The organism is Solibacillus sp. FSL H8-0538, from assembly GCF_038003525.1.
Lineage (GTDB): Bacteria > Bacillota > Bacilli > Bacillales_A > Planococcaceae > JBBOPI01.
The window spans coordinates 424,893-444,738 of sequence record NZ_JBBOPI010000001.1 but is presented as its reverse complement, the minus strand read 5'-3'; the positions used below and the strand labels follow the sequence as shown (position 1 = coordinate 444,738).

Genomic DNA, 19,846 nt, shown 5'->3' with positions numbered 1-19,846 from the left:
GCAAATTCTGGTCTTTTATTCGCAACATTCTTTGGTTTACTTGCAATTTCAGCAGGTTTACTTGCATCTTCTCATTTTACTTGCAAGATCTTCTGATTTACTTGCAAACTCTTGTCTTTTACTTGCAACATTCTTTGGGTTACTTGCAATTTCAGCAGCTTTACTTGCATCCTCTCATTTTACTTGCAAGATCTACTGATTTACTTGCAAACTCTGGTCTTTTACTTGCAACATTCTTTGGTTTACTTGCAATTTCAGCAGCTTTACTTGCAACCTTTCATTTTACTTGCAAGATCTTCTGATTTACTTGCAAATTCTTGGCGTTTACTTGCTACTCTAGCAGCTTTACTTGCAACTCCAGCAGCTTTACTTGCATCCCCTAAAAAATCTCCTCAAAAAGAAAAAACGAAGTGATTTTAGTCACTTCGTTTTTCAATCAAATATACTTTGTCTTTAAATTTGCCTTCGCTTTTAAAGTTTAGTTTCTTGAGTAAATAGTTGGCGGTGTAGATGCTTTCTATGCCTGTGAAGTGGCGAAATTCGCGGTTTGTGATTTTATGGTTCCAAATGAGGCGGTAGTCTTGCATTGCCTGTACTAAGGCTGCGTCGCTATTAAACTGACAGCTTTCACATTGCCAACTTCCTTTTAAATAATGCATCACTTTATTGCATCTTTCACAAAGCACACCAGTTCGCAGTTTGTGCCGTGCCGTTTTTAGTTGCCATTGATACGGTGTATGCAGCGATTTTAATTTGTCTGCAATATTAGTGACTTGGTTGCATGATAGCTTTTCGGGGTATTTTTGAAAAAATTGGTGAATACGATAAGTTAGGCCACTAACGTGAAATAGCGGCACATCGCTTGTGATATTGCCTAAAATAAGCTTATGGTTTGCAAATACTACGGCACATTCAACCGGTAGCTGGACATTCCATTGTTGAAATAAATGCTGTATAAAGAGTTGGTATTTACGTGCTTGATCTGTAGGGTTGGAAAATGGTTCAAGTGTTCCATCGAGTCGCGTGCGAATGCATTGGTGTTTCGAATCATCAATATCAATTCGACCAGAAATATTTTTTACTTCTAAAATTAGTGCAAAGCTTGTCGTTATAATTAAACAATCAATCGGGTGCTGCATTAATTCTACGTCACATAAGATGTGCGCGGAGTCCAGTAGCGGTACTCCATCCAACAATTCATCAATACGCTGTTCACCAGCATAGCCTGTTCGTGCTCTCCTTAGCTGTTCTTGCAAATTGGTATATTCCTCATCTACGGCCGATAAACGTTTGAGCACGCTTTGTAATACGTTTACTTTTTCGGGTATTACCCGTCGCAAAGTAATCACCGCGTGCGTTTCAGCTCCTTTCATTTAGTTATATTTTTCCAGTATACACTGTTTACAAATCTGTAACAAAAAAATTGAAACTTTTCGCTTATAGAGACGTATATATTGGTAGAACTCTGGGTAAACATATACTGTTATTACCAAAAAAAAACGGTTGCATTAGCATTACCTTACTAGTAAGATATTCGTATTGGTATATATCTTATAAGTAAGCTATTATGAAACAATTAATTGGAAAGCGAGGAATTTTTTATGACAGTAACAATCTATACACAATCAAGTTGTTCCTCATCACGAAAAGCACTTAAATGGTTAAACGAAAACAACATTTCTTATACAGAGAAGCGTACGACGTCTCAGCCGCTAACGCTTGCAGAATTTAAAAATATTTTGAGCATGACAGAGGACGGGACAGACGAAATTATCGCGACGAACTCAAATGACTTTAAAAATTTAGATTTGGATATCGATCAGTTGTCGATCCAAGAGCTATATAATTTAATTCAGCAGCATCCACGTATGCTAAGAAGCCCGATTTTACTCGATGAAAAACGCATCCAGGTAGGCTACAATGAAATGGATATTCGCCGTTTCATCCCAAGGAAAGTGCGTGCATTTGAGCTGAATGCATTACAACAATTGGCAGTAGAATAGTGAATATGTTTTGGAGTTGACAAAGATGGATGAGCAAAGACGCGAAAAGCTAGCTTCTTTATTTGAAGCTGTAGCCACACTTGAACGCAAAATTGCAAACGAGTGGAATAGTCACAATGAATTAGGATTTTCAAAATCGCATATTTTTATTCTTGAGTTTTTAGCAAGCGAGGGGCCAAAACGTCCTTCCGCTATCGCCGAACGCTTAAAAGTGACAACGGGTGGCGTGACGGTTTTGACGACAAAGCTTTTGAAAGCAGGCTTTATCGAAAAAACGCAGAACGAGGCCGATCGCCGTGCTTCGCAAATTCATATTACAAACGCTGGACTTGATGTACTAGAGCAATCTCGCCAACAGGTCGACACACTATTTACGCAACTTTTTGGAATGCTTTCCGAAGATGAGATTACAACATTACGTAATATTTTTAATAAATGCTCGAAATAGATGAGGACCCTTTTTTTGAAAGGGGTTCTCTTTTTTTCGTTTGAAAGACACATCTCACCCAAAATAATGCGAGATGATGTGCTTAATGAAATAAAAAAAAGAGATTTCTGTCACGTGGACGAAACCTTCTTTTAAAAATCGCTTTTATAATCCGTCGCTTCCCTTAAAGCTTTTTCCTCTTGGGGAATGCGCACGAGCAGCATCGCAAAATTAAGGCACGTAAAAACGAGCGCTGTTAGGTACGCCTGAAACATGAGTGGCAACAATAAGATTTCCATACAAACGATTACATAATTCGGGTGGCGTATGAATCGATATGGGCCCGTTTTTATGACGTTGGAACCGGGTAAAATAATGATTTTTGTATTCCAAAATTGCCCTAAGGACGTTAAACACCAGATACGCAAAGCCTGCACGATTAAAAAAATGACGAACAGTACCGGAAAGATAAGCGAAATAGAGCGTTCAAAATATAAAACTTCTGCAAACAAGCTCACAAAAAAGCTACTATGGAGAGCTAGCATGTACGGATAGTGAGATGCCCCTACTTCATATGCCCCTTGTGCAAACATTCTTTTTTCATTACGCTTGGCGATCAAAACCTCAATGAGTCTTTGTGCAATGACAAGCGAGATGATTACGAAAAATAGCATACTAATCCCCCCATTTCAATAACACCGCTTCTCCGCAAAAACCCGGACCTAGTGCAACCAATAAACCGTAGTCACCAGCCCTGTTTTGCTGCAACATATATTGCTCTAGCACATAAAGTACGGTTGGCGACGACATATTGCCATTTCCTTTTAGTACATTACGGGAAATTGCAGTTTGACTTTCGACAAGCTCTAGCGTATCTTCATAAGCTTTTAATACTTTTTTACCACCAGGATGTGCTATAAAATTAACGATCTCCCGTTTTCGAATGTGCTGCTCATGTAAAAATTCACCAATAAAGGGTCCGAGCCAGCTGGTAATAATCGTAGGGATACTTTTAGAGAAAACGACGTGCAAGCCGTTATTTTTAATATCCCAGCCCATCACATTTTCCGAATCTGGCATCCACTTCGAAGCGGTATTAATAATATGTGGGACTGGTTTTTTCGTTGTTAAATTAACTTCATCCCCACATACGAGGATCGCCGCCGCACCATCAGCAAACAGCGACGCACCAACAAGATTACTTTTGGAATAGTCATTTGGTTGAAAGGTTAAACTACAGAGCTCCACGCAAACAACGAGCACTTTGGCAGCTGGATGTGCCTTGCAGTAATCAAATGCCCGACTCACGCCCGAAGCACCACCCGCACAACCTAATCCCCATATCGGCAGCCGTTTCATGCGGTCAGAAAAAGGGAGCTTGTTCATGACACGCGCATCTATACTTGGTGTAGACATGCCTGTACTACTCACAAAGATGATCGCGTCTATTTCCTCTGGATAGACTGGATGTTCTAAAAATGCATCATTTTCAAGACATGCTTTAATGACTTCCACACTGTATTCCGAAGCGAGCTTAATATAAAGATTATTGCGTTCCTCAAAGGTATGTTCAACTCTATGCCATTCAAGCGGAACACAGAATTGCCGCGTTTTGATGTCGCCATTTTCAAATACACGCAGCAAACGGTCCAACTGGGAGATTTTATCTTGAAATAGTTCTTTTGTTAACCGCTCTATATTCGTTTGTTCCAAAGTGTAAGGTGGTTGATATGTACTGACTGAAGCAATTTTTGGCATGCCAGCAACTCCTTTATTAAGAATTATTTTCTCCAAATTTTCCAATGTTTATGCGCATGCATAGCACGAAAATGTATGAGTACCTTATGCTTATTTAATTTGTCCTCTTAAAATATGAGTTTACTCGAGATAAAAGAAGATAAATGCTTAATTATTTTTGTTTTAGAAAATACGCTTTTCAACCAATAAAAAAACCGTTCACTCGGCGGCGGCTTTGTTGCGGCTCGCTTAGGTGAACGGTTTTCTATTTATGGCGACTTATTACTTTGTACTTTTTATATAGGAATAGCATGTATTCCATTTTCTTTGAGCTCATTCATTTGCGAGTAACTCCGATTAAGCTGGCAATACTGCTTCTGCGATAGCTGCATCTGATAAAAGAATTTCTTTTAGACGGGCTTTTGCACGGAATAGACGTGATTTCACGGTACCAATAGAAACTTTCATTAATGAAGAGATTTCTGCTAGAGAGAATTGATCCACATAGAAGTACCATAATGTTTTTTGGTATATTGCATCTAATAAATCCATTTTTTCTTGGACAATTTTTGTGATTTCAACTTTTTCTATTTTTTCTTCTGTTGAAATTTCATTATTGGGAACCAAATCAAGAATCGGCACGTCTAATTGTTCAGGTTGACTGATCATATATTTGCTACGTCGAACATTTTTGCGATAGCGGTCGCGGAATGTGTTCATCGTAATTGTTGTTAACCATGCTTTTACGTGGTCTACTTCAGCAACTGATGCTTCGTAGCGTACAACCTTTACCCATACTTCCTGCATTAAATCCTGCGCTTCCTCATTGTTGCGCGTCAATTTTAGACATAGGTGATAAATGTAACGATTATATTCATCATAAACTTTTGTCAATGTTTCGTTCATTGTCAATTCCTCCATACACATTTCTTGTTGTACCCATCTTCTCAAAACGATCGCTTACACTCTATCGGATTTGCTTTCAATTAACTTACAATGATGTAAGGTTGAACGCAGATGCGGTTTATTTTGAATTGTATTTTCTATTTTTTTGCAGTTCTATTTCGAACCCCTCTTCCCCTCACCTCTCGCACCGCTCATTCCATTCGTTTGTGCTATACTATTTCCATTATCGATATTTTGAAGGGAGCCCCCGACATGAGTTATTTACAACAATTAGACACGTATTTTACTGAAAATCGCGACAAGCACCTCCAAGAATTAAACACATTTCTCCGCATTCCGAGTATTAGTTCATTATCAGAGCATAAGGAAGATATGCAAACTGCTGCAAAATGGTTGGCGAATGCATTAACAAACTTAACTATCGAAAACGTATCAATCGATCAAACAGCTGGGCATCCAGTTGTGTACGGTGAATGGTTACACGCGCCGGGTAAGCCGACGATTCTATTTTACGGTCATTATGATGTGCAGCCGGTAGATCCTCTAAATCTTTGGGACTCTGCACCTTTTGAGCCGGAAATCCGTGATAATAAATTATTTGCGCGTGGTTCATCTGATGACAAAGGCCAAGTATTTATGCATTTAAAAGCTCTTGAAGCATTATTTGAGACAACAGGGTCCCTTCCTGTAAACGTGAAATTCATCATTGAAGGCGAAGAAGAAATCGGTAGCCCGAACTTGCCTGCTTATGTAGAAGAAAACAAAGAAAAATTAGCGGCGGATCTTATTCTGATTTCTGATACAAGCCTTTACGCTAAAGGCAAACCAGCTGTATGCTACGGTTTACGCGGGTTAACAGGCGTACAAATTGATGTGCGCGGTGCGAAAAGTGATCTACATTCTGGCCTCTATGGTGGCGGTGTGCAAAACGCAATTCACGCATTGGCTGAAATTCTTGCATCATTCCGAGATGAGCACGGTACAATTCAAGTGGAAGGTTTCTACGATAATGTACGTCCTCTATCTGAAGAAGAGCGTCAGGCTTACCGTGAGCTGAACTTTGACGAAAATGAATTAAAAGAAGAAGTTGGCGTGACAGAATTATTCGGTGAGGAAGGCTATAGCTACCTAGAGCAAACGTGGGCCCGCCCTACTTTAGAAGTAAATGGCGTATTTGGTGGCTTCTCTGGTGAAGGCATCAAAACCGTTCTTCCTGCTGAAGCGGGTGCGAAAATTACGTGCCGCTTAGTGCCGGACCAAGACCCAGTTGAAATCGTTGCGTTACTAAAAGCACATATCGAGAAATATAAATCAACAGGCGTTGAAGTGAGCATTTCTGAGTTTGATAAAGGGAAACCTTTCATTACACCATTTGATCACCCAGTTATTCAAGCAGCTGGCCGTTCATATGAAAAAGTATATAACGTACCAACAGCCTATACACGTGGTGGTGGCTCGATTCCAATCGTGGCAGCTTTCGGTGAAATTTTAAATCTTCCTGTTGTGTTAATGGGATTCGGACTTACGAGTGAAAACTTCCATGCACCGAACGAACATTTCCACTTAGAAAACTTTGATAATGGACTGCGCGTTTTAGGCGATTACATGTACGAAATAGCTGCATTAACTTTCTAATTAGAAAGACACATTTCACCCAAATAGAGCGAAATGCGTTCCTTGCTTTAGTAGATAGAAAAAGGCTGCGCCAATAGTGGAAATCCCCACTCTTGGCGCAGCCTTTTCTCTTGGTGTTGAGCTGAATTTTCTGCGGCTGTCAGTAACGCATTGCTGTTCACATTTCCGTCACAAATTAAACTAATTAACCAATATATTTCCAGTATATTACACACCTAAATAATCATATATATTATAATAAATAAAAGTACATAATACCCATAAGCATAATTTTTCAAAAGGAAATTACTCTCAAATAAAGTAGGTGACTGGATGAACATACACATACCACATTTTACGCAGTTAGAGCCCCTCTTAGATCGATATTTTACAGAAAATAGTTATAGCGAAGTAATAAATGGAGGAAAGCAGCTATTAGAGGAAAGTAAATTACAGGGAAATATGCAGAATACCATGGTAGCTCATTTGTATTTAGCTTACGCTCATTTTTGTTTAGGTGAAATTGAAAGCGCTTTCGAACATGCACTCCAATATAAGGATTTATGTGAGGAATTCGGTGAAACGCGTGAAAAATACTATTTGTACTACATCAATGCCTATATTTATGAGTTTGAGGAAAATTATCATAAAGCGAAGGAATCACTTGAACGGTGCATGGAAATTGCACAAGAGCATGAAGACTACCTAGATCTTTGTATATCGTATAATTTTTACAATCATATTTTATTATTAGCAGGTGAGTTTGAGTTAGCTGCAAAAAATGGTGCTCATGCCAAGCAATTAGCAAACTTGCACTGTCCTAACGAGTTCACTATACATTGCCAAAATGATACTATTCTCGCTGCCGCACTAATTGAGCTCGGGTACTATACCAAAGCTTCTCCCCTACTCCAAGCGTTAGCGGAAAATCCGATAATTTTGCACAATCAGCGTGAACGCAGCCGCTACAACTATGTCCAGGCGATGTACAATTTACGGACTGGTGAGCTACAGGGAGCAATTCACTATTTCAAGGAAGCAGAAAAAATTTCACATGAACTCAATGACTACCATATGCAAAAACAAATTGCGTTACAGCTAGCTGACATTTATGAGGTGCTGGAAGACTACCGCGCTGCCCTTTGTCGTATGAAGGAATATATACGCATTAAAGAGGCCATGCATGCAATTCGACTTGCTTCAAAAATTGCCGAGCTTGATTTGAAGCATAGTGTCGCAGTGATTGAACACCGCGCTAATATAGATCCGCTATCTGGTGTGTACAACCGCTATTATTTAGAGAAAAAAACAAATACATGGCTTGAGCAATCAAAAGACACCAATGACCACTTGTGCTGTATCGTTTTCGATGTTGATAACTTTAAGCATATTAACGATAATTATGGGCACCTTTTCGGCGATGAAGTGATTAAAATGATTGGCCGCATCTGCAATGCTGTACTGAATAAAAAGGATACACTTATTGCACGCTACGGCGGTGATGAATTTGTAGTTATTCTGAAAAATTATCCCCAACAGCATATTATGAGTACTGCTCGTGCGCTATTTGAAGAAATAACAGCAGAACAGGTCAAACTTGATGACTATTCACTAAACATTACGATCAGCATGGGGCTTGTTTGCAATGATAGTGTCCCGTCAAAGAGATTTACGCAACTGTTCCGCGTTGCCGACCAAGCTCTGTATATGGCCAAAAATCAAGGAAAAAACCAAATTGTCAGCCTATCGAATATGAGCCACTCTTTATAAGAAAAGTGCATTGGCACCCGTATGCACGCGGGCAAGCGCTGGTGGAACCGAAGTGAAAGTGCATGTTCAACTTCCCCCCAATGGACCAAAGCGAACTCGAGGGTGTGCCGCGAATGCCTGGACAATTCATATTAGAAAGACACTTCTCGCCCAAAATAAGGCGAGATGCTGTCCTTACTTATGTAGATAAGAAAGGTATACTTTCTTATTTACTAAAAAAGAACAAAAAAAACCCGGGCCACTGATGCACCGGGTTTTTTCATTACTAACCTTTTAGTTAAAGCGTCTTATATATAAACATAGGGGAGGTTATATATGTTGTCGAACATAGCTAATTAAAGGTTCGTTTGAGCATAACTTATCATTATTACTGAAAGAGCGAGAATGTCAAAAAAATTAATCAAAGGCAAATCTCTTAATGACAAAATTATCATAACATCCCCCATATCCAAAAGAAAAGCTTTTAGTTATAAAGACACATTTCTATCACATTTTTCGTTCACAATTTTGTAGAATTGTTGTATAACACTTCCGTTTTTTTATGGTTAAACAAAGCCAAACTCTGTATCTATAAGGAATTCAACATAATAATACATTGGATTTGCATACAATACTGATACGGTACAGATTGGCTTTTCATCTTTTTTCCTTTATCAAACTCTTACTAGGCAAAGATTTCGCTATTAATCTCGTAGTTTAGTATAATTATTATGTAATTATTTCGTGAATTTTAAAAATCAGTAGAAAGGAACATGCAACTTGTCATCTCAACGTATAAAAGATACCGCACTTAAGCTCTTCACTGAAAAAGGGTATGAAGGTACGTCCCTTGCTGATATCGCGGAAGTCGTTGGCATGAAGAAATCCTCCATTTACAATCATTACAAAAGTAAGGATGATCTTTTTCTCTCCATCTTTGAAACTTGCTCTCAAGGAGAACTCACTTTTTACAAACGATTTTTCGCAAACGATGCCATGCTTCCCACGCTACAATTATTAAAAACCTTTATCGATCAGAAAACGTCCCACTTTTCACAATCGACATCCTCAAAATTCCTTTTTCGTTTCATGATTTTCCCACCCTTTCATATGAAGCAACAGCTCGAACAGGCTACAACTTTACATAACGAACAATCCAAACAAATTATTATGGATGCCTTACATGATGCCATGATTTTTAGGGCAATGGAACCTAAGAGAATAAGTGAAATGATTAGTTTATATTGCGTGCTTTTAGAAGGCATTTTAGTAGAAACTCTATTTGGAAATCAAGAACGCTCTTTAGCACGCATCGAGGAAGCCTGGGCATTTTATTTATATAGTGTTGATGTAGGAAATAAAGTAATTTCAATAGAAAGACACAACGCTCCACAAAATATGGTGCGATGATGTCCTGTATTATGTTGTTAAGAAAGCTGTTCTTTCTTTTCTTAACCACTAAAAAAAGCTGTTCAATAGGCCAGATGTTCTGATCGTATTGTACAGCTTTTTTTATTTGTCTAGGCATTCGCGCTCTTATCGGAGGTAAACGAATTCCCGTTTCTTATTGTGCTTGTAAAATTAGGCCGACACACGCATAAATAATGACCGTGCCGAAGATTGCCATCATATGAATCAAAGAATAGACAAACATTTTATTTGCCCATTTCTTGCCTTCTTTTTTATGATAGCCCACGATACTCATCCATAGCCAAATCACACTTAAAATGAATGCGACAATTGTTAGACCTAGGCTTAATGGCAGGAATAAGAAGCTCGATAAAATTAACAGCACTAAATAGACATTCGATTGGATGTACGTGCGGCGCTCCCCTTTTGCTACAGGTAGCATTGGGATTTTCGCTGCGGCATAATCATCTTTTTTTCGAATGGCAATTGCATAAAAGTGCGGCATTTGCCAAATTACCATAATTGCAAATAGCGCCCATGCTGCCGGATGCCAAATATTCGGTGCCACGGCTGCCCAACCGATTAACGGCGGCATTGCACCTGAAATACTCCCCACCTCTGTGTTCCAAATGGTGCGGCGCTTCGTCCACATTGTGTAAGGCACAACATAGAAAAATACCCCAAGGAATCCAAGAAATCCAGCAAGTGGTGTTGTTAATGTAAGTAAAACCGTACCTACAATTAATAAAATAATACCTACGATCAGTACAGAACGTGCGCTTAATTCTCCAGTAACGGTTGGTCGTGATTGCGTACGTGGCATTACTTTGTCGATATCACGATCATACACATTATTAAACGTCCCCGCCGCGGCAATTACAGCTGCCGAGCCGAGCACTGCACAGATTATCGTGGGTATATGGTCAATAAAACTTAATTCATACGTATAAAGTGCAAGCATCAATCCTGCTACCATCGGGATTAAGTTGGATTTAATAATGCCCGTTTTCACAGCCTGTGCCCACAACTTTCGATAGGATTGCATTTGCATGTTATTTCTCTTTCCTACTTCCTCTTATAGTCACTCCTACTAGTATAACCTAAACAGTAGTCCTACTGCTATTGTATAAACATTTTTCTCTGAAAGTACACATGTCTAAGAGGGATTCTAGGGCTATAAGCTAGTTTTTCAGTATTTAGGAATGAAGGGAGAGCGCTAACGGAGGCTTTTGTTCGGACAGCTGGTTGTTTAGTGCGTTTTTGGGGGTAATTTGGTGCGTTTGTAGGAATTTCGTTCGTTCGTGGGGATTCTTGGTGCGTTCGCAGGCCAGGTTAGTTCGTTCTGCTGGACACTTAGTTCGTTCACAGCCCCACTTAGTGCGTTCGCGGGGATTCTTGGTGCGTTCGTTGAATGTTGGTGCGTTCGTGGGCCAGGTTAGTTCGTTCTGCTGGACACTTAGTTCGTTCACAGCCCCACTCAGTGCGTTCGCGGGGATTCTTGGTGCGTTCGTTGAATGTCAGCGCGTTCGCATACACTCTCAGTCCCCCCCCAAACACTTCAATTTATTAAATTTTACAAATATATACATTTATAGTAGTTTAATAGTATAAGGAGGGGTTGTATGGCGACGATTGAATTGCAGAAGAAGGCTGTGCAGATTGTGCTCGAGAAGAAGAAGTTGACGGGTGTGAAGGCTCGGGTGGCACTCATTTTGGATATTTCGGGTTCGATGAAAAAGCTTTACCGGGACGGGGTTGTACAACAGGCAGTGGAGCGGATTTTGGCGGTGGCAAGTCAGTTAGATGATGACGGGGCTTTGGATGTGTGGGTGTATGATAATGAATTCTCTCGCCTTACGCCAGTAACGGAAATGGGCTTTCCAAACTATGTTGAAAAAGCAATTTTATCGGATAATTCGATTCATAAATTTGGACGAAATGATGAGCCGCTTGTGATGAAAGATATTTTGACAAAGTATTTAATTGAAGAGCCGAGCGATGATCCTGCGTTTATTGTGTTCATAAATGATGGTGGATGTAAGCCCGGGATTAAGAAATTTATTGTGAAATCCTCTTCTCAGCCGATTTTTTGGCAGTTTGTCGGCATTGGGGATTCGAATTTCGATGTGCTGCGTCGATTAGATACGATGGAGGGGCGTGTTGTGGATAACGCCAACTTCTTCCACCTTAATAATTTGGAGGAAGTATCCGATGAAACGCTTTATGAGCAGCTGTTAAATGAATTTCCAGACTGGCTCGTTGAAGCGAAGAAAGTTGGTATTTTAAAATAATTCCGTACGCAAAACACGACCTCCCTTAGAGATCGTGTTTTTATGTGGATAATAGTTTTTTACAAACATATTTCAATACAGGAAGTACCACTAAAAAAATAAATAACAGCCGGAACAATTGAAACACAGTAACAACGGAAATATCTGCGCCTACTGCCGTAGCAAGCAGCCCCATTTGATCGAGTCCTCCTGGTGCTGTGCTTAAAAAGCTTGTCGCAAAGGATAGCTCTAGGAAATGCGCGATGACAACGCTGCTCAAATAGGCCATCACAATCATTGCAAATGAACTCGCCACCCCAGCCACTAGTACGCGCATTGGTAAACGGAGCATTGGTGGCTTTAATAGTAACCCAATGTATGCGCCGATTAAAAGCTGTGCCTCGTGCAATAAACTCGTTGGAATGACTGGTGTTTGTACGCCTACAATATGTAGCAGCATGACAAATAAAATTGGCGTTAAAAAGTGTGCAACTGGGAGCCGGATTCGTTTTCCCACCCACACACTACAAGCCGCGGCCGCAACGAGTAACGCAAGCTGCCAAATCGTGCCGTCTACTGCCACCTCCCCGCCTGTTACAACATGCCCCGACACGAGGAACGGAATGAGCATAACAACTGCAATGATGCGCACGACATGGAAAAACGTGACGACAGCAAGATCAATATCCGCCTCCTCCTCTGCAAACAACACAAGCTGAGACAACCCGCCTGGCACACTCGCCGTAAGCGCCGTCTTAAAACTAATTCCGCTATAGCGATGCATCCCCCACGCAAGCCCCACACAAAACAGCATGAGCGCCACATTCACGCCAACCATCAACACAACAAGGAGCCCTAGTCCATCAAATAATGCCAAATCAAACGCCTGCCCGATTGCGACTCCCACAACAACTAGCCCAGCATTGCGAAACAGCGGTGGCCAGTGGAGCTCCCACTTTACAAAAAACTGACTTACTAACACCGCAAACAATGGTCCGAGCATCCAAGGAATTGGTAGGGATAGCCATGAGAAAAGGAATGCGCCCGCTAATGCGATGAAAAATACAGTGATGATTGGTACAAATTTTTTCATGCGATATCCCCTTCCAAAACCATTTATTTCTATTTTCGCACACCACTTTTTGAAATGCTATTAGAAATACGGCGTGCTGGGTTCGGGAGCAAGCTTCTACTTGCGGTAATAAGCTCAACTAATAGCAAGTAACTGTAGTAGCTATCTGTGATGTTTAGTGATTCATTTGCTGTGTGCTCGTGCATATAGCCCGCTGAAATGTTGATGCTGTTAATGCCGCGCGCTGCCCAAATAACTGTGTCGCTAGAGCCGCCTACAACCGTTTGCCATTCCGGACGATCATATTGTCTTGAAAAGCCGCGTCCTGTCATTCGTAGACGATTTGCGAAATGCTCCGTACAAAAATCGCCGCCCCAATTCGATGTTACTAAATCGCTGTTCCCACGGCGATCTACAACAAATGCCATGTCCACATCCTTTGTGAACTGTTCATTTGAATTTCGGGCGCCATGTAAGCCACTTTCCTCTTCTACTGTAAAAATCACTTTTAGCGTACCGCGGAAATCACGATTGCTCTTCACCGTTTTGATAGCCGCTAGCACTGCACCAATCCCTGCGCGGTCATCTGCACCCAAAATGCCCGCGCTCGAAGTCCACACATCGCCGTCCTTCACTATTTCGCGACCTGGCTCAAAATTGTATACCGTATCCATATGCGCATTAACTAGCACAACCGGCCCGTTCCCCACTTTTAGCTGGCCATATACATTGCCGTAGTTATCCACATTCACCGCATTTAGTAGCGGTTTTAGTTCATTCAACACATGCTCGCGAATTTCATGCTCCTCACCGCTCACCCCGTCAATGGATAGCAATTCCTCTAGCATCTCTGCATATTCAGACTGCGGCATTTCGTAATAATGTGGTGAAAGTAAAGAAGGGATTTCTTCTGGTGAAAGCTCCGCCAACCGCTGTGCTAAACGTGGCAGTCCTTCTTTTTGCAATAGTAATTCATCATTACCGAAGCGAATACGAAACACTTTCAATAACGCCGCCGCTTTCTTTTGCATCACTTTTGTATGGAAATAGAGCTTTGGCAACCGCCCCTGATGCCCTTCACAACAAAGCGCTGTTCGCAGTCCGAGACGATTTAACTGCATAACAACCCCTACCATGTATAAATCCAGCCCGTTAATATGCAGCTCTTCAAATGCACCATAACTTTGGTCCACATGTGCAAAAAACGGACGTAATACTTGAAGAAATGCCTCTTCTGTCATAGTAGCATTCGTATCTGGCCATCCCAGTACGTCCATCACCGCATAGAATAATTGTTTATTATGCTTCGTGTAGCTTGTGCAATGCAGCTTGCCATCTTGTTCCCCCACAAAAAATCCAAAACGCGTGAATAAGTCCTTTAATTGATATGGTCTCATTTGATCGCTCTCCCCTATACGTTTACTAAGCGAATGAATCAGCTTGTATAGAGAATTATAAAAAAAAGCTAAGACCAGCTCCGTCTTAGCGATGTGATAGCATTATTCAGCAAAATTTGGCTTGCGGGTGATGTAGATGTACGGAATATTACCGAGTGCAAAGGCTTGCGGGTATATTTTTTCGAAATTACCTTGTGGAATAATGAACAACTCTCGGTCCCGCAACGATTCAAAACGGCTCACAATGTCATTTAGGCGGTCCTTTGCTCTACGTACCGTTTCCCATGGGCGCTCACTGAATTCTAAGTTAATTTCGTCAATATCCACTTGCGCACATCTCACTAAGCGCTCCATGAGGAACTTGCTAAATGCCGCTTGTTGTTCGGTTAAAGTAATCGGGTCGTCAATCCCGTATTTCATGAATGGTTCATCTTCAACATAGCTGATAACTAGCAGCTCGCTCACACCACTCTTGTGAGAAATATATTCCTCAGCCGAAATCATTTTATCCACACCGTTTTCCACAGCGTAGTAATATTCACTGTGATTTTCCAGTTGACGCAGTACTTCATCGATATCTTTTCCGTCAATTTCTAACTCCTTCATCGCGGCCTGTTCGATGTCAAGCTCCTTTACTTTTTGCCAGCTCTGCTTCAACAACTGGCTACCACAATAGCCAATATACATATGCGCTTTGTATAGTTGTGCTTCAGTCAGCGGGAACGTACAGTTGCGCTTGCCATTCTTCTCAAGCGCTAACTCAAAACGGCCAATTGCTTTGGAGTAGCGACCCTCCGACATTAAAAAATAACCATAGCGATACAGCATTTCCGCATTATTCCGATCATCTTTCGTTGCCTGCTGTAGCATCCGCCGTACTGCTTCTCGTTGTGCTAATCGGTTATGCCGTTTCTGATGCTGCGCACGCCCCATCTGCATTTTAGCGTCGCGGATTTGTAGCTGCGTGTAGTTGGTTGGCATTGAGCGAGCTCCTTTCGAGTAGGGAATATTTGTTAATACTAGTTTACGATAACCTCGATAAAATCAGCAATGCAAAATTTCATCGTCATTTTTTTGCTCGATTTGTCTCAATTAGCCAAATCGAGGTACAACTTATTCGAAATTAAGTGACATTGACACATATTTACGGATAAGTTGTATGTGGAATTCGTCAATTTGGGTTTTTAGCGAAAAAAATACAGCGCCTTATTTTGCAAGTCATGAAAACTATTGCTTCATTTGTATTTGTTCTGATGCGATTTTCATAAATAATTTTTTCACTTCACTCGGAGTTCCTTACGTATTTCATTTGTTTCGTTAACATGTTTCTTTGCCTCAAAGCGCTCGACATAATATTCACCTTGTGTCAGCTCTACACATGCATCCTCATGTCCTCCGTCAGCATTAAAAAAAACGATTCCCACATCTTCTTCGCCAAACACGGATTGCACCATGCCATGTTCAATTGTAATAAATATTTGTTTCCATTAATCCACTACCTTTTTTTGAGCCCATCGTACCTAACCACATTAAAAAGCAAAACCACCAAAGGCTGTGCTCGTTAAAATTGATTTTCTTTTAAATCGGCTGCGACACCTGGTTTTACTTCTGAAATCAATTGCTCCGGCTGCTCGGCATAGTTAAAGTGCGACTTTGTTCCAATGGGTAAAATACCTTCAGCTTGTAGTTCGTTAGCTGTTTTATTCAACAAAGCATCAATGATTTCTTCTACTAACTGTGTGGAATTTGGTAAAAACGGTAAGCCGCCAATATTCACGGATTGAATGCTTTTATACAAAGAATGCTCACGGTAGGTTTCTTCTTCATGCCAAGGAAATAACACATATGCTCCAAAAGCAGTGCGTTCATAAGACCCTCTGCGCTCCATAACGATCGAATCGCGGTAACGGTGCATTGTATTAATATCATCCAGCTTCGGGCCTGGCATTTTACCTTCCTCTACCTCAATACGGTATTTCGCGTCGAACACATACTGGAATAAATAATCTTTACCTTGCTTGCCAATGCTGAGCATGGAATCTGGTTTTTGCGTAACAGTTGGCACACTTTTCCCCGTACTGTATTGGTAACGGAGTGTAATAAGCTCACCTGTTTGCGGATGCTTGTATGTACGCAGTGCGCTACGATCTTTTTGCAAATTCACGAATAAACCGTCTGTAGAAGCTTGAATAATATCTTGGCTAACGGCATCACATTTATCTTGTAAAATGCGGCCAAGCTTCAGGAATGTCCAGTATTCATAAAGCGTGGCAATATCTTTAACGGACATTTTATATAGCTCACCTTGTAGAACAATGCTTTTAGAAATCGTGACGTAAACCTGGAAAACATCGCGGTAGCCAGCACCCAGTTGCAACACTAGGCTACTTACAGAACGGTCTAGCTTGCCAATCCCACGCCAAAAAGGTTGCTTTAACTTGTGCTGTAGTTTCTTCGTCATGTCATCTAAACGACCCAATAAGTCCGTGTCATCATCTTGGCGCTCTTTAAATTTCGCAATCGACGCCTTTAAATTTTCAAGCTTCGAAACAATGCGCTCTATCGTAAATTTCACATAGCGATTTTCAAGTGTGTCAGCGGTATGTTGCTTCTTTACCAGGAGCCCTTTTACTGGCATCACTGTTCGATCACCAATTGGAATACCACGCGCAACATCCACCATTTTATGTGCATGTTTTCGCAAATACGCACGGCTGTGGCTATCTTGCTTACGCAAACGATCACCGCGCACTTCCTCGTAATGCGTCACAAGCTGATGATGTGGCATCCGCTCCACTTGTCCCACCGCTCGTAAATACGTGCCAAAATGCGTCGTAATCAAACGATAAAATTCACTAGGGGACGGATCTTTATACAGCTCCACGCTCCCCTGCATATAGGTACGCTTAATGAAATGATAGGCCAAATTATAAATTTCCTCATTCACACTAGCGATCAAATTTTTATAGTCTTTCTGATAATCCAGCTTCGTCGGAAATACTTCCATTTGCACTTCTAGCAACATATTGCCTTCTTGACGGATTTCAAAATCAGACAAACCGACTTCATTTTGAAAATGTAGATAACCTGTTAATATGTCACTTCTTGAAAGCGGGCTAATGGCATCCCGAAAACGTGCATATTCATGATAAAACGTCAGCTTCTTTTCACTGTTGTTCGGTAAAATAATGACTTCATAATAGCCGTTCTCAAAGAAAATCGGATACAGCTTTTGCTCGTCATAATCCACAAGCTCACCTTGCAGGGCATCATATACCTTCACCTGCACAGGCTGCTCGCTTTTTGCACGAAAACGCATAAACGTATCCTCACTCTGCGCAATATGCTTGGAATAATCAAGCTTCCCTTTCATGATGAGTGTAAATGCATCATGCTCAATGACCACTAGCTCAATATCTTTACGAGACCCAGAAAGACGTGAAGCCATCCTCCTTTAACCTCCTTAACATATCCACTACTTTTTTCACGCTTTGTGGATAGTTCTCTCGGTCAAAATCAATATACTCCCCGCGCGAGTACTCCCGGTCTGTCAGGAACTTGTACAACTGTGCTAGCACTTTCTCAACACTTTCCCCAGTACCTGAAATACGGGGTAAAATTTTCTGCATATAACAGAAATCCAAGGCAATATTTTTATCAAGCAAGCTTCCTTCTTGATTGTGAATCATATAAAAACAAATTTCATCGCGAACGCGGTAGCCTACTTGTGCATTTGTAACTTGTAAAATAGCATTAATTTTTTCAAGTTCTGTGGATACTTCCCGCACAATGTCTTCGTGGCCTACAATCGCATCTTTTAACTGAATATAGTCTGCTTGTAGTGAGCTATTTGCAAGTTGTACAGGCTCGACGTTTTCTGCGCTTGTTAAAAAGCCGAAATCCGATAAATTGATTTCATTGAATTCAATTGTATTTGCACGGTCTAACACCTTTTTACTAAAAGGATGCGTTGTCTCGTCCATGTTGACAGTACCTATTATGTACACATTGCCTGGTAAAGTTAACTTCTCACCTTCCTGAAGTTCTATTAGTGTGGATGAAGTAAATTCGTCATCCACTTTTCTACGACTTTCCATGATACTCAGTACATCACTGAAATAATATTCCACACGTGCCAAATTCATCTCATCAAGTAATAAGAAATGTGGGTGATCTGAATAGGCTAGTGCATGCTTCACCAACTTTGTCATCGGCCCTTCCACAAACTCCCCTTTAATATCCGTATACCCAAGCAACTCCGAACTATCACTCCAATCCGGACGCACCGGAATCAACTTAAACTGCTCATTCTCCTCCGTCGCCCCAACGCTCTCCGCAAACAACTGCACAATCTTCGTCTTCCCCGTCCCGGAAATACCGGAAATGATGACGAATGGTTTGCTGCGTAGGGAAAGGTAGAGGTTTTTGATGTTGGATAGGGAATAGTTGAAGCCTTTTGAAGTGATGTATTGGTGAATGTGTGGGATTAGGTCCGATGAAGGGATCTGTTGTACTGATATTTCCTCATTAAACTCATCTTCATCCTCCATTGGATTGGGTAATAAAGCATCTGGATTTTCTTTTAGTTGTAGTAAAGTATCTAGACTTGTATATTTGATCGGATTACCTGAACCTTTATGTATAGAACTAACATCTAGGTACATTAGTTTCTGGCGAATTTTTTCGTCAGCAACATTTCCATGTAAAATAAAACGTGAAGGCGTTCTCTTTGGAATTTCTTCTTCCGATCCTAAAAAATCGTATACTTCAATAATTTTATTTTGATAAATTGCACAATAATGTTTGATATCACGCTTATCTGTCTTTTCGAAAGATGCTACCCAGCTAACACTTGTTGCTTTATATAATTCTTCTGGTGTCATATTTGCTTTGTATGATTTATTTATTTTGATAAGGACTACATCTTCCAAGTTACTCGGCATAATTCCTTCCTCACTATTCGATAAGTTTGTGCTTATTAAAAATTCTTGGTATTTTTTTAGACCGGAACTACACATACGGTTGCCTTTTTTATCATAATCTCTAAAACTTTCGTTTTGAAGGATTCTATCTAATTTTGCCGCATCATTTAATTCGTATACATTCAAATATCCATCAACACTTAAATGAGAAAATTTTTCCTCCGTGTACCTTATACCTCTGAGATAATTTCCTATAGTTACTGTAGATAACCCAATACTGGTTAACCAGTCTGCAAATGCTTTTTTCCGCATTTAGATCCCCCTTTCTAGCCATCTATA

18 protein-coding genes are annotated in these 19,846 nt (G+C 40.7%); 7 read left to right on the top strand and 11 right to left on the bottom strand.

The features are described 5' to 3' along the window. The first annotated feature begins 267 nt into the window (after positions 1 to 267). Positions 268 to 414 (top strand): hypothetical protein, encoded by a 147-nt coding sequence (locus MHH87_RS02070; RefSeq protein ID WP_340747673.1) that lies wholly within the window; start codon positions 268 to 270, stop codon positions 412 to 414. A 2-nt stretch (positions 415 to 416) separates the two neighbouring features. On the opposite strand, the gene MHH87_RS02065 is transcribed toward MHH87_RS02070, so the two are convergent. Next, a complete protein-coding gene (locus tag MHH87_RS02065; protein ID WP_340747672.1) occupies positions 417 to 1,373 on the bottom strand; it encodes a nuclease-related domain-containing protein in 957 nt (318 codons plus the stop codon). Positions 1,374 to 1,601: 228 nt separating this feature from the next. On the opposite strand from MHH87_RS02065, the gene spx reads away from it, so the two are divergent. Beyond that, positions 1,602 to 2,003 carry a transcriptional regulator Spx gene (spx, locus tag MHH87_RS02060; RefSeq protein ID WP_340747671.1) on the top strand — a complete coding sequence of 134 codons (402 nt, stop codon included), beginning with the start codon at positions 1,602 to 1,604 and terminating at the stop codon, positions 2,001 to 2,003. A gap of 25 nt (positions 2,004 to 2,028) precedes the next feature. Then, positions 2,029 to 2,451, top strand: coding sequence for a MarR family winged helix-turn-helix transcriptional regulator (locus MHH87_RS02055; RefSeq protein ID WP_340747670.1), 423 nt, complete (start codon positions 2,029 to 2,031; stop codon positions 2,449 to 2,451). A gap of 131 nt (positions 2,452 to 2,582) precedes the next feature. On the opposite strand, the gene MHH87_RS02050 is transcribed toward MHH87_RS02055, so the two are convergent. From MHH87_RS02050 to MHH87_RS02040, 3 genes are all read right to left on the bottom strand, one after another. Next, positions 2,583 to 3,104 (bottom strand): isoprenylcysteine carboxyl methyltransferase family protein, encoded by a 522-nt coding sequence (locus MHH87_RS02050; protein WP_340747669.1) that lies wholly within the window; start codon positions 3,102 to 3,104, stop codon positions 2,583 to 2,585. A gap of 1 nt (position 3,105) precedes the next feature. Next, a complete protein-coding gene (locus MHH87_RS02045) occupies positions 3,106 to 4,188 on the bottom strand; it encodes a type III polyketide synthase (protein ID WP_340747668.1) in 1,083 nt (360 codons plus the stop codon). A gap of 336 nt (positions 4,189 to 4,524) precedes the next feature. Then, the gene (locus MHH87_RS02040; RefSeq protein WP_340747667.1) at positions 4,525 to 5,073 is read right to left on the bottom strand and encodes an RNA polymerase sigma factor; all 549 of its coding nucleotides are present in this window, start codon (positions 5,071 to 5,073) and stop codon (positions 4,525 to 4,527) included. 252 nt (positions 5,074 to 5,325) lie between these two features. Here MHH87_RS02040 and MHH87_RS02035 point away from each other — a divergent pair, with 252 nt between their 5' ends. The 3 genes from MHH87_RS02035 (at position 5,326) to MHH87_RS02025 (ending at position 9,846) form a co-directional block, all read left to right on the top strand. After that, positions 5,326 to 6,708 (top strand): dipeptidase, encoded by a 1,383-nt coding sequence (locus MHH87_RS02035; RefSeq protein WP_340747666.1) that lies wholly within the window; start codon positions 5,326 to 5,328, stop codon positions 6,706 to 6,708. Between the two features lie 312 nt (positions 6,709 to 7,020). Next, complete coding sequence (locus tag MHH87_RS02030) at positions 7,021 to 8,457, top strand: tetratricopeptide repeat-containing diguanylate cyclase (protein WP_340747665.1); 1,437 nt, start codon at positions 7,021 to 7,023, stop codon at positions 8,455 to 8,457. A gap of 759 nt (positions 8,458 to 9,216) precedes the next feature. Next, complete coding sequence (locus tag MHH87_RS02025) at positions 9,217 to 9,846, top strand: TetR/AcrR family transcriptional regulator (protein ID WP_340747664.1); 630 nt, start codon at positions 9,217 to 9,219, stop codon at positions 9,844 to 9,846. Positions 9,847 to 10,000: 154 nt separating this feature from the next. Here the strand turns inward: MHH87_RS02025 and cyoE are convergent, their stop codons facing one another. Further along, positions 10,001 to 10,897 carry a heme o synthase gene (gene cyoE, locus MHH87_RS02020; protein WP_340747663.1) on the bottom strand — a complete coding sequence of 299 codons (897 nt, stop codon included), beginning with the start codon at positions 10,895 to 10,897 and terminating at the stop codon, positions 10,001 to 10,003. A gap of 571 nt (positions 10,898 to 11,468) precedes the next feature. Between cyoE and MHH87_RS02015 the strand changes: the two genes are divergently transcribed. Next, positions 11,469 to 12,137 (top strand): vWA domain-containing protein, encoded by a 669-nt coding sequence (locus MHH87_RS02015; protein WP_340747662.1) that lies wholly within the window; start codon positions 11,469 to 11,471, stop codon positions 12,135 to 12,137. Between the two features lie 40 nt (positions 12,138 to 12,177). Here MHH87_RS02015 and MHH87_RS02010 read toward each other — a convergent pair whose 3' ends face one another. From MHH87_RS02010 to MHH87_RS01985, 6 genes are all read right to left on the bottom strand, one after another. After that, complete coding sequence (locus MHH87_RS02010) at positions 12,178 to 13,209, bottom strand: AbrB family transcriptional regulator (protein WP_340747661.1); 1,032 nt, start codon at positions 13,207 to 13,209, stop codon at positions 12,178 to 12,180. A gap of 29 nt (positions 13,210 to 13,238) precedes the next feature. Then, the gene (locus tag MHH87_RS02005) at positions 13,239 to 14,585 is read right to left on the bottom strand and encodes a M20/M25/M40 family metallo-hydrolase (protein WP_340747660.1); all 1,347 of its coding nucleotides are present in this window, start codon (positions 14,583 to 14,585) and stop codon (positions 13,239 to 13,241) included. A 102-nt stretch (positions 14,586 to 14,687) separates the two neighbouring features. Next, positions 14,688 to 15,566: a hypothetical protein gene (locus tag MHH87_RS02000; RefSeq protein ID WP_340747659.1), complete on the bottom strand. Its 879-nt coding sequence runs from the start codon at positions 15,564 to 15,566 to the stop codon at positions 14,688 to 14,690. Between the two features lie 296 nt (positions 15,567 to 15,862). Beyond that, a complete protein-coding gene (locus MHH87_RS01995; protein ID WP_340747658.1) occupies positions 15,863 to 16,039 on the bottom strand; it encodes a hypothetical protein in 177 nt (58 codons plus the stop codon). Between the two features lie 107 nt (positions 16,040 to 16,146). Beyond that, entirely contained in the window at positions 16,147 to 18,033 is a 1,887-nt protein-coding gene (locus MHH87_RS01990; RefSeq protein ID WP_340747657.1) for a restriction endonuclease-like protein, read from the bottom strand. Beyond that, positions 18,005 to 19,819: an AAA family ATPase gene (locus MHH87_RS01985; protein ID WP_340747656.1), complete on the bottom strand. Its 1,815-nt coding sequence runs from the start codon at positions 19,817 to 19,819 to the stop codon at positions 18,005 to 18,007. Before MHH87_RS01985 ends, MHH87_RS01990 begins: the two co-directional genes overlap by 29 nt. Positions 19,820 to 19,846: the final 27 nt, after the last annotated feature.

Bases quoted from the DNA above. Each gene is read 5' to 3' on its own strand.
- MHH87_RS02065 (WP_340747672.1), bottom strand. From the start codon at position 1,373: ATGAAAGGAGCTGAAACGCACGCGGTGATTACTTTGCGACGGGTAATA.
- spx (WP_340747671.1), top strand. From the start codon at position 1,602: ATGACAGTAACAATCTATACACAATCAAGTTGTTCCTCATCACGAAAA.
- MHH87_RS02055 (WP_340747670.1), top strand. From the start codon at position 2,029: ATGGATGAGCAAAGACGCGAAAAGCTAGCTTCTTTATTTGAAGCTGTA.
- MHH87_RS02050 (WP_340747669.1), bottom strand. From the start codon at position 3,104: ATGCTATTTTTCGTAATCATCTCGCTTGTCATTGCACAAAGACTCATT.
- MHH87_RS02045 (WP_340747668.1), bottom strand. From the start codon at position 4,188: ATGCCAAAAATTGCTTCAGTCAGTACATATCAACCACCTTACACTTTG.
- MHH87_RS02040 (WP_340747667.1), bottom strand. From the start codon at position 5,073: ATGAACGAAACATTGACAAAAGTTTATGATGAATATAATCGTTACATT.
- MHH87_RS02035 (WP_340747666.1), top strand. From the start codon at position 5,326: ATGAGTTATTTACAACAATTAGACACGTATTTTACTGAAAATCGCGAC.
- MHH87_RS02030 (WP_340747665.1), top strand. From the start codon at position 7,021: ATGAACATACACATACCACATTTTACGCAGTTAGAGCCCCTCTTAGAT.
- cyoE (WP_340747663.1), bottom strand. From the start codon at position 10,897: ATGCAAATGCAATCCTATCGAAAGTTGTGGGCACAGGCTGTGAAAACG.
- MHH87_RS02015 (WP_340747662.1), top strand. From the start codon at position 11,469: ATGGCGACGATTGAATTGCAGAAGAAGGCTGTGCAGATTGTGCTCGAG.
- MHH87_RS02010 (WP_340747661.1), bottom strand. From the start codon at position 13,209: ATGAAAAAATTTGTACCAATCATCACTGTATTTTTCATCGCATTAGCG.
- MHH87_RS02005 (WP_340747660.1), bottom strand. From the start codon at position 14,585: ATGAGACCATATCAATTAAAGGACTTATTCACGCGTTTTGGATTTTTT.
- MHH87_RS02000 (WP_340747659.1), bottom strand. From the start codon at position 15,566: ATGCCAACCAACTACACGCAGCTACAAATCCGCGACGCTAAAATGCAG.
- MHH87_RS01995 (WP_340747658.1), bottom strand. From the start codon at position 16,039: ATGGTGCAATCCGTGTTTGGCGAAGAAGATGTGGGAATCGTTTTTTTT.
- MHH87_RS01990 (WP_340747657.1), bottom strand. From the start codon at position 18,033: ATGGCTTCACGTCTTTCTGGGTCTCGTAAAGATATTGAGCTAGTGGTC.
- MHH87_RS01985 (WP_340747656.1), bottom strand. From the start codon at position 19,819: ATGCGGAAAAAAGCATTTGCAGACTGGTTAACCAGTATTGGGTTATCT.